Raw genomic sequence first — 16,083 nt, 5'->3', positions numbered from 1 at the left:
ATAACAATTCAAATATATTATTCATATATTACTGTCCTTAATAAAATAAAAACATTATGAAAATACTTAAAAGTCTTTACGTACAAGTAATAATTGCCATAATTATAGGTATTCTTATTGGATATTTTTTCCCAAGTGAAGATATTATAGTTAATGGGGTTAAACAACACAGTACGGGACTTGGTGAAATGCTAAAACCATTAGGAGACGGATTTATCAAGCTAATTAAAATGATCGTAGGACCTTTGATTTTCTGTACCATTGTGCTAGGTATTGCAGGAATGGAAGATACTAAAAAGGTTGGTAAGGTTGGTTTAACAGCTATTGTTTATTTTGAAATTATGACAACAATAGCTTTAATCATCGGCTTGGTTTTCGTTAATGTGCTAAAACCCGGAAACGGCATGCATGTAGATCCTTATGCATTGGATTCTTCATCTATGTCCCATTATATAGAAAAAAGCAAAGAAGATCACGGAATTATTACATTTATTTTGGATATGATTCCTGAAAATGTTATTGCTTCAATTGCTTCTAATAATTTACTTCAAGTATTAGTCTTTGCCATTCTTTTTGGTTTTGCCATGACGAAAATTGGACCTAAATCTTCAAAACCGGTTCTATCCGTAATGCAATCTTTCCTGGATGGACTTTTTGCTATTATAAAAATAATTATGTATCTGGCACCTTTAGGAGCCATGGGTGCTATGGGATATACTATTGGAGTTTACGGATTGAAAGCATTGAGTAATTTAGGAATGTTAATCTTATGCTTTTATCTAACGTGTATTGTTTTCATTTTTGGAGTTATCGGAGCAGTTCTTTATTACAATAAAGTCAACATATTCAAATTTATCAAATATATTAAAGAAGAACTTTTAATAGTGCTCGGCACCTCATCTTCCGAATCAGCATTACCGGGAATTATGAGCAAGATGGAGAAGATAGGATGTTCTAAGTCTGTCGTTGGTTTGGTAATACCAACCGGCTATTCTTTTAATCTCGACGGTACTTCCATTTATCTTACCATGGCTGCTGTTTTTATTTCTCAAGCTTTAGACATGCATTTGAATTTACAACAAGAAATTACGCTTCTTTTAGTATTGCTTTTAACCTCAAAAGGTGCAGCCGGGGTAACAGGAAGTGGTTTTATTACTCTTGCCGCTACCCTACCGGTAGTAGGACATGTACCGGTTGAAGCTGTGGCGTTAATATTCGGTATTGATAAATTCATGAGTGAAGCAAGAGCTTTAACTAATTTAATAGGTAATGCAGCAGCTACTATTGTTGTTGCCAGAAGGGAAAATGAATTTAATTACGATAAAGCTGAAAGCATATTAATATCCAATAAGTCTTAAGTGTGATTTTTAATTTATTTTTAAAAAATATAATTTGTTAAATAAATATTATCATTTTTTTGGTAAAATTATAAATTAAAAATAGATTTGTATAAAATATACTAGTTTTGAAAGTCCTGGTAGATAATTTACTAGGGCTTTCTTAGTAAATTTTCTATTTTTTACTTCGACTTATTTATAAATATTCTTTTTAACGCAGGCTTACGTAAATTTATGAACATATATTTTTTATTTTTGTAATACTATGGATTAGCATAATATTAAATTTTTTAAAAGAAATTTGAAATTTTAGATTAATAAAATTTATTATTAGAAAATATAAAAGTTTTACTATGTTAGTTTTTATTTATATTTTAAATGTTAATCTTATGAAGTAATTTATTTCGATAAATAAATTATCTTCATGCATTTAAAATAGAATACGAGCAACTTTTGAATTATAATTAAGCAATTAACCAATGAAAAAAATATATTTAGACAGTGCCGCTTCAACCATTATAGATGAAAGAGTTATTGAAGCAATGATTCAATCTATGAAAGAAGATTTTGGTAACCCTTCTGCTATACACAGTTTTGGGCAAGAAAGTAAGTCAAAAATAGAAATGGTCAGAAAAAATATAGCTCAATTGTTGCATGTAAATCCTAATGAAATCATTTTCACAAGCTGCGGTACTGAATCTAATAATTTAATTTTACGTTCTTGTATAGAAAACTTATCCATTAAACGAATCATTTCTTCTCCCTTAGAACATAAATCTGTTTTGGAAACCATCAGAGATCTAAAAGAAAAACATCCTGAAATTGAAGTTGTTTTTCTTCCTTTGAAGAATAAAAAAGGGGATTTGGATATTGCTTTTTTAGAAGATTTACTAGAAGAAAAAATTCCAACATTAGTTTCTTTAATGCATTCCAATAATGAAATTGGAAATTTAACGGATATTGATAGTATTGCTCAATTATGTAAAAAATATGGAGCTTTATTTCATTCAGATACTGTTCAAACTATGGCTCATTATCCTTTAGATTTCTCTAAAACACCCATTGATTTTGCTTCTTGCAGTGCCCATAAATTTCATGGTCCTAAAGGAATAGGAATGGCTTTTATAAGAAAATCAAGCGGTTTAAAAGGTATTATTACCGGAGGAACTCAGGAGCGTAATTTACGAGCCGGAACCGAAAATGTTTACGGGATTGTTGGCTTAGGTAAATCTTTTGATTATGCTATGCAAGAATTAAAGGAAAGAAGAAGGATAATTGAAGATTTAAAACAATATACAATAGATCAATTGTCTAAAAATATACAAGGGGTTTTGTTTAATGGGCATGGAACAGATTTTACTAAAAGTAACTATACTCTTTTAAGTATTTTGCTTCCTTTTCCCAATACTTTGGTTGGTTTTCAACTCGATATGAAGGGTATCGCCGTTTCTCAAGGAAGCGCCTGTGCTTCCGGTGCTTCTAAACCGTCAAAAACCATGTTGCAGCTTTATACTGAAGAAGAATTAAAAAACACAACGACGTTACGCATTTCATACAGCCATTATAATACAAAAGAAGAAATAGATGTTTTGATCAATTTTCTTTCTGAGATACAAAAGAATTTAACTAATACCATCCCCGCCGAAAATGGGTAACCACCGCGCTTAAGTTAAAATTAAAGGTAAATCGAATATGGGATAAATAATTATTTTTTGCCGGTTCAAATCCCAACGTTGATTGAATGGGTAAATACAATTCTAAAAATTCAGGTATTATGTTCAATTTAACTCCTGAATCGTAGATAAAATACGTAGATTTCTTTTTATTCGAATACAATCCCATATCTGCATACAAGTCAAAAGGCTTCCATAAATGTATTTCTCCATTTAATGAAGTAATCCATTTATTGGCTGATTTATCCAACATGGATTTAAACCCTCCTTCAGCCATTATATATTGTTGATAAAACAATCCACCGGTTGCAGATCTTCCTAAATAATCCATGTAATTAAAACTATAATCTGTGATATGATCTACTCCGAAATCAAAGTAAGTAGAATTGGAATGATTGTTTATAAAATATCCTCCAAAATAGCGTAAAGTTATTTTTTTATTCGGCGCATATTCATGTCTAAAATATATCTCTGTATTTATTTTATTGAAAATATTAGAATGTTGGAAGTTAGTTTTACTATACCATTCATTGATTATTCTTTTATCTGAATGCGAATACGACAGATCCAGCAGATTATAATGGGAATATTCATTTTTTTCTAGTATTTTAAAAGGATCTTTTTCTCTTTCAACACTATTAAATGAAATTCCTATGGTTCTGTTAATATCTGATCTGGGTCTCTTTTTAAATATAAGATTTACATTTCCTGAATATTTTTTATAACTCAAATTCTTATCATAATGATAATAAGTATATCCTGTTCCCATAGACATTCTTCTAAATAAGCCTTCTTCCATATCGTAATTGTAATTTAAGGCACCTGATCCCGTTAAACTTTTGGTTCCAGTGGAATAAGTTGGAGAAAATGAATATTCGAAAGGTCTTGAAAATGGAGAGCTATTATAAAAACGTAATCCTAGTATAAATTTATCGTAATTATTCCAGTTTATATTGGGTTCATAAAAAATTTGTGTATAATTAGGATTATCAACGTCTGCATAGAATTTCATTTGCAATTTCTTTCTGTTCTTATAGATACCCTCTGTGTTCAATAGATTATCATTATCATTAATTTCCGGAAACAGGTAATTTTTATTTATAAGTAAACGATCATATTCTCCATTTTTAAATGAATATAAAGAATCTTTATTGGTTGAAAACACCCATTTCTGATTGATTATCTTCTTGTTTTTTTCTCCTGTGATTAATATTGGAATCGGTAAAGCCGTTTTATTAGTGATACGTACTTTTATGGTATCTTTTTCATACTTATCCTCATAAAATTTTTTAATCTTAAAATTAATACGATCATTGGTAATTATATAATTTTGAAAAAACCATGCTAAACTTTTTTGAGAGTTTGTTTCTAAAATCCTTTGAAAGTCTGACGAAGTAATTTCACGATCTTTTCCTTCTTCTATAAGCTTTTTAACTGAATTTTCGAAAAGATCCGCTCCCAAATAGGCGGATAGAAAATTAAAACTTAATCCCGATTTAAATCCACTAATTATATACTGGTTGATATTGCTCAATTCTAAAAAATCTTCACTTATCGGCTGATCATAATTTTGAGTTGCTATATATCTGTAACCTAATTTATATCGATCGGTTATAGGAACTTTAGATATGAAAAAATATTGTAACGGTTTAATTTTTATTATGCTAAGTTCTTTAGGAAGATTACCTAATAATTTAGTGTCAGGATAATACTTCTTTAAATAATTTAATTGATAATAGGTAAGCAAACCGTTAGGTATCCAATGATATTTATTTTTATCCACTTGTATTACCTGATTGATAACTGAATAGGCTATTTGCTGAAACATTTTAAGATCAATTTTTACGTCATCAGGAAAAAGTTTCCATTCTTTTAAACCCAATAATTTAATATCATCAACTCCTATAAAATTGCGATCTTTTTTAATTTTAGAGCTAATTAATAATTTTGAGGGTAGTTTGCCTAATTTTTCATTTAAAAATAGTAATTCGCGTTTAATATTTTTATAATAAATTTCTTTAAATTTTTCATTAATGGAATATCCAATTACTACTTCGGTTTGCGATCCGTTTATAGCATAAATAAAAGAAATCGGTTTATTTTTAGTAAGGATCATAGTTACAGCATCACCGGATGTTCCCTGTAATTGATTTTCTCCCGCTTTTGTAAGATCTCCATCCATATATAAACCCATAGGATGGTAAAAGTTAATTGTATAATTGGTTTTTCTATAGGGATTAAACTCAGTATCGGTAAATGGCTCTAACTTGGGTTTTGAATTGATAAAATCTAGAGGCTGTATAAAAAAGTTTTTTAATACATAAGTACCTTTTGAGGAAAATCCATATCCGGTAATTTTATTGGAAGGTATTTTTATATTATAATTTAAATCCAAAGATATACTATCATTGGGTAATAAAGGAGAAAAAAGATTTACTTCGTAAAATTCAAAATCTCTAAGTAAAAAAACGGGTTGTCGTTTATTTATAAAGATGGTCAAATCATTAATTCGACCTCTATCCATATATTTTGAAAAATATAAAGTTTTATTTCTATCCTCTAATTTTCGTTTTCCTAATACCGTATTAGTATTAGAATAGGAATTAGCGGCTGCGTGTAAATATATTTTATCTAAAGTTATACCCGTATTATTATAAAAAACGATCTTTTGTTTTACGGATATATTTTTAGTTAGGCTGTCTAAGGTTGCTGATATAAGTATTTTGTCACTTTGTGAAAAGCACAAAACAGGTAAAATTACTAAAATTATATTCGATAAGATTCTTAGAATTTTCATAGTTAACAGCAAGAAGTCATAGGTGATGATTACTATTTAAATCTTATTTCAACGGCTCCAAAACGATATTTAATAATGTCTGCTTCAAAATATTCAATATCATCCATACTATTTAATATTTTATAAATTTCTTTTTTTAATACTCCTTTTCCTTTGCCATGTATTAGTATCAACTTCTTAACCTTATCTTTCTGGGCTGATTTTATTTCCTCCATAGCTTTATTAATTTGCTTTTCAAGCATTTGATGAGGCATCATGTTTTTAAATGAGTCAACAATATTTCCTATATGCAAATCAATAATTCTTTCTTGTATAGTTTCTTTTTTTACATTGTTGATATTTTTAGAAGTTACATCTTCTTTTTTAGCATTAAAATAGGTAGCTTCAGTATACATATTTGCATATTTATCATAGGCAATTAAGTTATTTAGTGAATGAGTAACTTCAAATCCATAAGAATCTAGTAAAACTGCTTTATTTCCTATAAAATTTTTTATAGTAAAAATTCCTTCTTCATCCAGTAGTTTAACTTTATCCCCGATCTTCATACAGATTGAATTAATAAAGAAGGCTATCTTGAGGATAGCCTTCTTTGTTTTGTTTATACTATTTAATTTATTTTACATTATTTTCTGGGAACTCTATTGCTGGCTCCTCTTTTGGTTCTTTTAGAAGAAGATTCTTTACCTTTGTGATCTTGAGCTACCCTAAATCCAACCCATACGGCAGACTCATTTTCAAGCATATATCTTCTTTGCCCCGGATCTAACCAATAAGCGGTATCATTCCAAGATCCTCCTTTAATAACCCTTAAATCATTACTGATTTGAGAAGTTCTTTGTTTGGAATCCTTATCTAAAACTACTCTTCCACTTTTATCTACGGTCCAGTTTCTAATAGGTGAATTGTAGTAATTAAAGGTACCGGTTGAATCAACACGACCATCTCCCGATTCTAAAGAAGATTGTAAATCTCCGTCTCTAAAGTTTCTTGCATCATCTACAATCTCTGTTTCAAATTTTCCGGATAAATTTCTATATAATTTTCTTCCGTCTGCCAAAGTATCATATTGAATAGTACCGTCATCAACTTTTTTAAATCTTCCGGGATTTCCTTCTTCACTAATAAATTGTTGATAAACGTTTCCTCTATAATAGTTGAAATCATTAAAATCAGTATCTATTAACGGTCTATAAACGTCTTGTGTCCATTCAGCAACATTTCCATACATACCATACAATCCAAAAGGGTTGGATGGATATGCTCTAACATCGGAAGTAATTGCATTCCCATCATTAGCCCAACCTCCACTACCGGAATAATCTCCTTGTCCACCGGATTTAAAATTATCCAGGAATTGACCTCTATTTCTTCCTTTTTTAGCACGCATTCTATTGATCATTACGTCTTTACCTTCAATGATGTTATACTGTCTGTTATCTGCTTCAGCCAGTGCAGCATATTCCCATTCAGCTTCTGTAGGTAATCTGAATTTTTGTACTAAATTTCCTTGAGCACTTTTATTAACTGCTATAATTCTTTCATTTTTGCTGGTAATACCGCTTTGTTTAGCGATTTTATCTTGATTGACAATACCTTCTAATTCAGGATCATTGTATTTATATTTTTCAACATTAAATGAATTTGAACCCACATTATTGGCCGGATTACTATAAAAATCTTTTGGGATAATACCTTTATTCATTAATTCTCTTTCATTGGCTCTATCGGTCAACCAATCACAATACCTTTGAGCTTGTAACCAACTTACTCCAACTACCGGGTAGTTATCAAATTGAGGGGCTCTGAAATAATCTTCTGAATAAACATCGTTTCTGGACAATTTATTTTTCCAAACAAGAGTATCAGGAAGGGCTCCATAATAAATATCTTTATAATTCTCATCCGTTGGTGAATATACATACTTTAACCAAGTTACATATTCACGATATTCATAATTTGTTACTTCAGTTTCACCGATAAAAAAAGATCTTACTTGCATTCGGTTAGGGGTATTGTTCCAATCATGCATTACATCGTCTTTAACTAATCCCATAGTAAAAGCTCCTCCTTCCACGAATACCATTCCAACCCAACCTTTTTCAGTCTTTTTCTTTTTACTATAAAACCAGCCGTTTCTATCATTGGCCTTCCATCCGGTCAAACTTTTTGTATTTTTAGTTCCACCGCCAGGTTTAGTTCTCCCACCACCGCAACTAACTAATGCTAAGGAAATTGAAGAAACAACGGATAATAATAATATGAATTTCCCGATTCTCATTGTATTTATTTTCATAATTAAGATCATGCAAAAATAATATAATATTACTGAAAGAAAAATTTTTTCTACTTTATATTACATAACCTCAAATAACGTTAACTTATTTGTAGATATTGTATATTTAGTAAAATATTATTTCTACTTATTCGTTATTTAGTGGTAAATGAAAAGATTTTTATACATTTTTATAGCGTTTTTCATTCAAGTGTCCACATTTATCCCTGTGGCACAAACTATTACGATTAATTGGGACGGTATAAAGAATTTTTATTATTCCACTGAGCAAGTAAAAAAATATCCTTTCTTTACCAATGATAACTATTCCATTGATGAAGGAATACCTACTTTATATTATGCCGAGAAAACTGATTTTAATGGAGATGTATATCTAACGAATTTACAATGGCAACCTATTGAAAAATCGCAACTTGGCGATACGCCTCTGGATTTCATTCCCGATGATGATATTTTCAGCGCGTCAATTACTAAGTCACGAGATCAAAAATTTATATCCGTAACCATTAAAACATTAAAGAAAACAGGCAATACCATTTTTAAACTGGTACGTTTTACCATTGAGAAAAAAAATTCGTATAGTAAAAATTTTTCATCTTTAGAATCCTTTTTGAATGTTGAAAGTGTTCTAAAAAACGGATTATGGTATAAAATTAAAATTGCAAAAACAGGAATTTATAAAATTGATCGTAATTTATTACAATCTTTAGGAATAAATTGTAATTCTTTAGATCCCAAAACTATACGAATATTTGGCAATGGAGGAAAAATGCTTCCGGAACCAACCTCATCGTTCAGATACGATAACCTAAAAGAAAATGCCATTTTTGTCCGAGGAGAAAATGATGGAATTTTTGATTCAGATGATTATATATTATTTTATGGGCAAGGACCGGACTATTGGATAAGAAATTCAAAGGTTAGGCATAAAAAAAATATATATGAAGATTATGCATATTATTTTATTAACATCAATCAAACTGCGGGAAAAAGAATTCAATCCAATCCTTACAAAACACCAAACGCTAACGTATATGTAGAGTACGATGATCATCAATTCTTTGAAGAAGATAGACTAAATTTAAATCAATTAGGTAAAATATGGGTGGATGAAAATTTAGGATTGAAAAATTATAAAGAAATCCTATTTCCGGTGCATGACTTAGTTCCGGGTTCAAGCATAACTTGGAAATATGCTTGGGTATCAAGAAACGGTATTAATGGAAAAATAAATGTGTCATATAATGATAATCCGGTATTTTCATCGATTTTAAGACCATCCCCTAATGAAATTGATTTTGCAATTGGAAGCCAAACACAAACTATCACTCCAACTAATAATCAATTAAAATTTACTTTAGGATTTGATAACTCTACTAATCCCTCGGCTGAATTTTATCCCGATTATTTTGAAGTTTTATATAAGCAAAAGCTTAAATTTAATGGTAGTCAAATGAATTTCAGAACATTTGATCCCATTGAAGATGGAAAAATATATGGATTTACTTTTGTTCCTTCTGAAGATTGCGAAGTTTGGGATGTTTCAGATGTTGTCAACGCAAAAAAACTGGAACGATCAGCAAATGCTTTTACGTATTCCTATCAATTGTTATCAACTAATTTTAAAAACGAAATGATCGCCTTTAAGCACTCAGCTGCCTACATTCCGGAAGTTGTTGGTAAAATTTCAAATCAGGCTTTACATTCCATATCCGATGTAGATTATATTGTCATAACTGTTCCTGAATTTGTTTCTCAGGCAAATCGCATTAAAAATTTACATCAATCTAAAAATCGATTAAAAGTAGAAGTAGTTACAGTAAATCAAATTTATAATGAATTTAGCTCCGGGGGACAAGATTTAACCGCAATAAGGGATTTTTTACGTTATCTATATAAGAAAGACAATGGAAAATTAAAATATGTGCTTCTACTGGGCTCTGCCTCTTATGATTATAAAAATAAAACCGGAACCGGACATAACTTAATTCCTACCTATCAAAGTTATAATAGCACCGGTCTTAATTACTCTTATGCAACAGATGATTTTATAACGATATTGGATGATGATGAAGCTAATTTAATAGGAAAAGATGCCAATCTTTCAGCTACTCAATTAGATATAGCAGTGGGAAGAATGATTGCAAAAAATCTATCCGAAGCAACAGCGTGTGTAGATAAAAGTGTAAAATACGATAATGGACAAGCTCCTCAAGGTACTCCTTTTGGAAATTGGAGATTAAATGCCTCTGTTATTGTAGACATTGACAGTGATAACAATTTCCATAAAAAAATTGAAGAAACTATTGCTCAAAATATTTTTGATAAATCATTGAAAGAATATACACTTAAAAAATTATATATAGATTCTTATAATGCAGATTACACTACAGGTGGAGCCAGATTTCCACAAGTAAATGAAGCAATAAAAGCCGCTTTTAACAATGGTAATTTAGTAATAAATTATTTTGGACATGGCGGCACATTATCTCTTTCTCAATATAGGCTATTTTCAAAAGAAGATGTAAACAGCTTGTCTAATTTCAACAGAGATTTTTCTCGACTGCCTTTATTTATTACTATCTCATGCGATGTTTCCGTATGGGACAATCCTTCTTTAAATTCTTTAGGGGATTTATTATATCTCAAAAAAAATGGTGGAGCAAATTCCATGATTACAACCAATAGGGCGCTGTCAATCTATTATGGGTTGAATATGAACCCTGTAATCATGAAAAACATATTCACAAAAAAAACTGAAAGTAATCAATATATAGCTCTAGGTGAAGCGCTTCGACTTTCCAAAAAAGAAATCTTAAGTGGAGAAAGTCGAAAAATAAATTTGTTCGGAGATCCCGCGCAATCTTTGGTATACCCAAAACGTAAAATTAAGGTCACTAAAATAAACGGATTGGATGCAGACCATTTCTCGGGTGTTATAAAAGCCCTTGATTTCATTACCATTGAAGGCCAAGTACTAAATGAAAATGGAGATGTTGATCCCTCTTTTTCGGGAAATATCCAAACTGTTTTATATGATAAACCTGTGGATAAAAAAACTCTAAATAATTTTAATTATAATTCACTTAAACCACCTCTTGAATATAAAGAACAGGTTAATGCCATATATAAAGGAGGTTCACAAGTTAAAGATGGAAATTTTAAAATAGAATTTTACGTTCCTAAAGATATTAATTATGATATCGGTGATGGCAAATTACTTTTATATGCCGATAATTCTGAAATTGACGCCTTATATTTTAAAAATGATTTAAAAATTGGAGATATAAATCCCAATGGAATAAATGATTCGGAAGGCCCAAAAATAGGTTTATACATGAATAATCTAAATTTTGCTAATGGAGGAATAACTGATCGCTCACCATATCTTTTAGCCTGTGTAACGGATAGTACCGGTATTAATTCAACCGGTTTAGGAATTGGACATGATATCACGGGCGTTTTAAATAATAATGTAAACGGTACCATTATTCTGAATGATTTTTATACCGGAGGAGAATCTTCTCCTTGTCTAAATCCGAATTTAAAAGATTATCAAAAAGGAAAAGTTTGGTATCGATTAGAAAATCTTGAAACAGGAAATCATTCAATTAAATTCAAAGTTTGGGATATTAATAATAATTCATCTTCTGCTACCTTAGATTTTTTAGTTGTTGATAACGGTGATCAGGGATTAATAATAAAAAAATTATTAAACTGGCCTAATCCATTTACAACTAAAACATTTTTTCATTTTGAACATAATTGTCCCGATATTCTTGATGTTCAAGTCCAAATTTTTACCGTGTCAGGAAAATTAGTAAAAACTATTAATAAAACCGTTACTTCTCAGCCTTTTAACGAAGGATACAGAACTGACAAATTTGGAATTGAATGGGACGGATTGGATGATTTTGGAGATAAAATCGGAAAAGGTGTGTATATTTATCGTGTAAAAATAAAAGGAACATCTGAATTTTGTAAGGGTTCAGTTTCTCAAGTGGAAAAATTGGTAATATTAAAATAAAATTTATTTTTGCATTATAAAAACGCTATAATAAAAAAAATTTATATCATTTTAACTCAAATAGTTCATGAAAAAAAGAATTTTAATTCTGACGTTGTTATTATTTAGCGCCTTTAAGGCTCAGAATAGAAATTACGCCATAGTCACCGGAGCACCCTTTTTAAGAATATCACCGGATGCTCGTTCTGGCGGTTTAGGTGATCAAGGGGTGGCAACGTCACCCGATGGGTTTTCCCAATTTTGGAACCCTTCAAAATATGTTTTTGGAACTAGTTATTCCGGAGTAGGTCTTTCATATACTCCCTATATGAATAAACTAACTAGCGATGTATTTTTATTAAACGGAACTTTTTATACATTCCTCGGTGAAGAAGAAAGAAGCACATTAGCCGCAAGTATTTATTATTTCAACATGGGTGAAATCCAACTTAACGAATTATTGGGAAATAACATTGTTGAAAAAGGTATTTCTAAACCTAATGAATTTGCACTAGATGTGTCTTATGGACTTAAATTAGCGGATGTATATTCCATGGCGGTTACCGCAAGGTATGTTCGTTCCGATTTATTTAACAATGTTGATAATTCATCTGCCCAAACAAAGGCTGCCAATACATTTGCAGTTGATGTAACCGGATATTTCCAATCTGAAAAAAGCAGTTCTTTCGGCAATTATGAAGGAAGATGGAGAGCCGGTTGGGGATTATTTAATATGGGACCTAAATTAGATTACTCTGACAGCAAAGAAAATTCCAGCTATTTGCCTACTAATTTAAGATTAGGTGTGGGTTATGACCTATATTTCGATGACGATAATAAATTGGGATTGACTTTTGAAGCTACAAAATTACTTGTTCCTGCACCCGAAGAAGTTAAAAATCCCGATGGTAGCATAACATATCAAGTTCCCGATAAAAGTTTTATTTCCGGAATGTTTAAATCATTTAGTAATAAAGATGTGGGCAAAGAAATTACGTACAGTATTGCAGGTGAGTACACTTTCAATAACGCATTTGCTTTTCGTACCGGTTATTTCTACGAAAATCCTGACAAAGGAGGAAGACAATATGTAACACTGGGAGCAGGTCTTAAATATCAATCGTTCGGTATTGATTTTTCCTATCTGATTACAACTTCAAGTGTTAATAATGCTTTAGACAATACGTTACGATTTGGATTAACGTGGGATTTTGGTGGTGATGCAACCAATGCTTACGACAATTATTAAAATTTCAACTAAAATATCTAACCTATAGTAAGAATCACTCTGTATAAAAGAGTGATTTTTTTTACATTTACCAAAATTATACAGTACGATGTTTACACCTGAAAAACTCAATGAATTAAAACAATTAATAAAAACAAAAAAAAATATACTCATTTTGGCTCATCAGAATCCGGACGGTGATGCCATTGGTTCTTCTTTAGGATTATATCATTTTTTAAGTACCCTTGGAGTTCAATCCACGATAATTGTACCGAATGAATTTCCTAAATTTTTAAAATGGTTGCCGGAAGCCAAAAATATTATTATAGGTGAATATCGGGTAAAATTCGTTGAAATAGCTTTTAGAAATGCAGATTTAATTTTCTGTCTTGATTTCAATACTTCTTCAAGGATTAATCAATTGGAAACAAAATTAAATGAATCAAGAGCCGTTAAAGTGTTGATTGATCATCATCAAAACCCGGATAATTTTGATTACATATATTCAGATACTTCTCAACCGGCTACTTGCCAAATGATTTATAAATTTATTGATGCCTTAGGTGAAGTATCAAAAATCGATGAAAAAATAGCAACTTGTCTATATACCGGAATTTTAACTGATACCGGAAGTTTTCGGTTTAAAAATACCACCGCTGAAACTCATAAAATTATATCCGTATTTTTGGAAAAAGGAGCTAAACCGGATCTTATAGCTTCCAATATTTTTGATTGTAATACACCGGAACGACTAAAACTTTTAGGCTGTGTTTTAGAATCCATTGAACTTATTCCTAATAAAAATACTGCAATATTGTATGTAACCAGAAATCAATTGTTAGAATTGGGTTATCAAAAAGGAGATACGGAAGGATTTGTTAATTACGGACTTTCTATTATAGGAATTAAATTTGTTGCATTTTTTATGGAAGATCTGCAAAATGATTTTGTTAAGATTTCTTTCCGTTCCAAAGGTAATTTTGACGTTAACGCGTTTTCTCGAAGCTATTTTAATGGAGGTGGACATATTAATGCTGCCGGTGGCAGAAGTGATCTTTCTTTAAAAGATTCTATTTCAAGATTTAAAAATATAATTGAAAACGAAATCCATGAAATTTCTTAACATTGCAATTATATACTCATTTTGTATAGGCATTTTATTCTCGTGTCAGAAAAAAGAAATTTTCCTTCCGGTTACTAATTCAAAATCTGCATATGGCAAAAAATTATTAGAAAACTCTAAAGCTAGAGAAGATAAGGAAAGGGATTTCTTGCAAAACTGGATTAGTAAACGAGAGGATTCTTTACATGTAAAATTTGTGCCTACTTCTTCGGGTATTTGGATTCGATTTATTTCACATAAAAAATCTCCACAACCTAAAAATAATAGTTGGATTAAATATTCTGCTGAAATAAAAACACTTTCAGGAGATGTAATTTATTCTTTTGATGAGTTTGGTGAAAAGCAGGGAGTTTTAGGAAAATTTAAAGAGATAAGAGGAATTGAGTCAGCATTGTACATGATGGAGAAAGGGGATATAGCTGAAATAGTCCTCCCCTCCTTCACTGCCTATGGTTTATATGGTGATGAAAATAAAATTGGATCTAATGTACCCCTCTTAGTAACCCTTACTTTAATCGACGTTAAACCTTTATCGAAATGATTATCTTATAAAATTTGGGCGAATACACTTATTTTGAAAAATTAATTATATAAATCTTTAAAATAGTTTTGTGTATTTTTTTTATCCAAAGTCAATCTAGCCTTAAGTTCATCTAATGAAGAAAATTTGATCTCATCACGTGCTCTATCATAGAAATAAATTTCAATTTCTTTTCCATATAAATCCTTATCAAATTCAAGTATATGAACTTCAATTTGTTTTTGTAAACCTTGTATGGTAGGACGCATTCCTATGTTCATCATCCCGTAAAAAAATTCATCTTTAATCTTAACTTTCACATAATATACCCCATTTTTTGGACATATCTTGTGTGGATCAATTTCAATATTTGCAGTAGGAAAACCGATGGTTCTTCCTATCTTATCACCGGTAACCACTTTGCCCTGCATGAAAAAATTATATCCTAAATACTCGTTTGCTTTAGCAATTTTACCTTCGCTAATTTTATTTCTAATTTTAGTGGAACTAATAACAGAAGTATATCCACTTACCGAAGGAAGTTTGTAAAGAGTAAATCCAAATTGTTCGGAATATGTTTGCAAACGTTCGTAATTTCCATCCCGATTATTTCCAAATTGATGATCATAACCAATAACTAATGAATGTATGTGTAATTGGGATACTAATAGATCTCTAACAAATTCTAAAGCACTTAACCGGCTAAACTCTTTAGTAAATTCTTGTACAAATAAATGCTGCACATTAAATTTTTCCAAAAGTTGTATTTTTTCATTTAAAGTAGTTAAAAGCTTAAGTTCAGTTGTGGGTTGTAAAACGAATCGGGGGTGTGGATTGAATGTCATAACTGCTGTTTCAGCTCCCTCTTTATTTGCAATATCATGCAAATAGTTTAAAACAAACTGATGGCCCAAATGCACACCATCGAACATACCTAAAGTTAGTATAATTTTATTTTCTTTAGCTACTCTGAAATTTTTAGTATGAATATTCACCGGTAATGAAAACAAATTGTCTGCAAAAATATGATATTTTTTTGGTTTTTTTTCAACGCCTATAAGCTTTAAAATAGTATATTTGTAATTCCACAAAGGAAATGTAAT

General features: G+C 30.4%; 10 protein-coding genes. 6 read left to right on the top strand and 4 right to left on the bottom strand.

Features of this window, described 5'->3' with window-relative positions:
* The first annotated feature begins 56 nt into the window (after window positions 1-56).
* Both dctA and G8C43_RS00180 read left to right on the top strand, forming a co-directional pair.
* Window positions 57-1,358, top strand: a complete 1,302-nt coding sequence (dctA, locus tag G8C43_RS00185; protein ID WP_105297054.1) for a C4-dicarboxylate transporter DctA — start codon at window positions 57-59, stop codon at window positions 1,356-1,358.
* Window positions 1,359-1,816: 458 nt separating this feature from the next.
* A complete protein-coding gene (locus G8C43_RS00180) occupies window positions 1,817-2,992 on the top strand; it encodes a cysteine desulfurase family protein (protein ID WP_166003226.1) in 1,176 nt (391 codons plus the stop codon).
* Here G8C43_RS00180 and G8C43_RS00175 read toward each other — a convergent pair.
* The 3 genes from G8C43_RS00175 to gldJ all read right to left on the bottom strand — a co-directional run bounded on the left by G8C43_RS00175 (window position 2,964) and on the right by gldJ (window position 8,103).
* Complete coding sequence (locus G8C43_RS00175; RefSeq protein WP_166003224.1) at window positions 2,964-5,807, bottom strand: M1 family metallopeptidase; 2,844 nt, start codon at window positions 5,805-5,807, stop codon at window positions 2,964-2,966. The genes G8C43_RS00180 and G8C43_RS00175 overlap by 29 nt on opposite strands.
* Before the next feature lie 32 nt (window positions 5,808-5,839).
* Complete coding sequence (locus G8C43_RS00170) at window positions 5,840-6,355, bottom strand: Smr/MutS family protein (RefSeq protein ID WP_166003222.1); 516 nt, start codon at window positions 6,353-6,355, stop codon at window positions 5,840-5,842.
* A 77-nt stretch (window positions 6,356-6,432) separates the two neighbouring features.
* The gene (gene gldJ / locus G8C43_RS00165) at window positions 6,433-8,103 is read right to left on the bottom strand and encodes a gliding motility lipoprotein GldJ (protein WP_370457895.1); all 1,671 of its coding nucleotides are present in this window, start codon (window positions 8,101-8,103) and stop codon (window positions 6,433-6,435) included.
* Window positions 8,104-8,251: 148 nt separating this feature from the next.
* Between gldJ and porU the strand changes: the two genes are divergently transcribed.
* The 4 genes from porU to G8C43_RS00145 all read left to right on the top strand — a co-directional run bounded on the left by porU (window position 8,252) and on the right by G8C43_RS00145 (window position 15,001).
* On the top strand, window positions 8,252-12,130 hold the full coding sequence (gene porU, locus G8C43_RS00160; protein ID WP_166003220.1) for a type IX secretion system sortase PorU: 3,879 nt from the start codon (window positions 8,252-8,254) through the stop codon (window positions 12,128-12,130).
* A 67-nt stretch (window positions 12,131-12,197) separates the two neighbouring features.
* Complete coding sequence (porV, locus tag G8C43_RS00155) at window positions 12,198-13,358, top strand: type IX secretion system outer membrane channel protein PorV (RefSeq protein ID WP_105297060.1); 1,161 nt, start codon at window positions 12,198-12,200, stop codon at window positions 13,356-13,358.
* 88 nt (window positions 13,359-13,446) lie between these two features.
* A complete protein-coding gene (locus G8C43_RS00150) occupies window positions 13,447-14,460 on the top strand; it encodes a DHH family phosphoesterase (RefSeq protein WP_166003210.1) in 1,014 nt (337 codons plus the stop codon).
* Window positions 14,447-15,001 (top strand): FKBP-type peptidyl-prolyl cis-trans isomerase, encoded by a 555-nt coding sequence (locus G8C43_RS00145; RefSeq protein WP_166003208.1) that lies wholly within the window; start codon window positions 14,447-14,449, stop codon window positions 14,999-15,001. The genes G8C43_RS00150 and G8C43_RS00145 overlap by 14 nt, the downstream gene beginning before the upstream one ends.
* A gap of 41 nt (window positions 15,002-15,042) precedes the next feature.
* Here the strand turns inward: G8C43_RS00145 and G8C43_RS00140 are convergent, their stop codons facing one another.
* Entirely contained in the window at window positions 15,043-16,071 is a 1,029-nt protein-coding gene (locus G8C43_RS00140; protein ID WP_255490384.1) for a bifunctional riboflavin kinase/FAD synthetase, read from the bottom strand.
* Window positions 16,072-16,083: the final 12 nt, after the last annotated feature.

It is taken from the genome of Apibacter sp. B2966 (assembly GCF_011082485.1).
GTDB lineage: Bacteria > Bacteroidota > Bacteroidia > Flavobacteriales > Weeksellaceae > Apibacter.
Note: the sequence above shows the minus strand (reverse complement) of the source record. Positions and strands in the feature narration are given on the sequence as shown.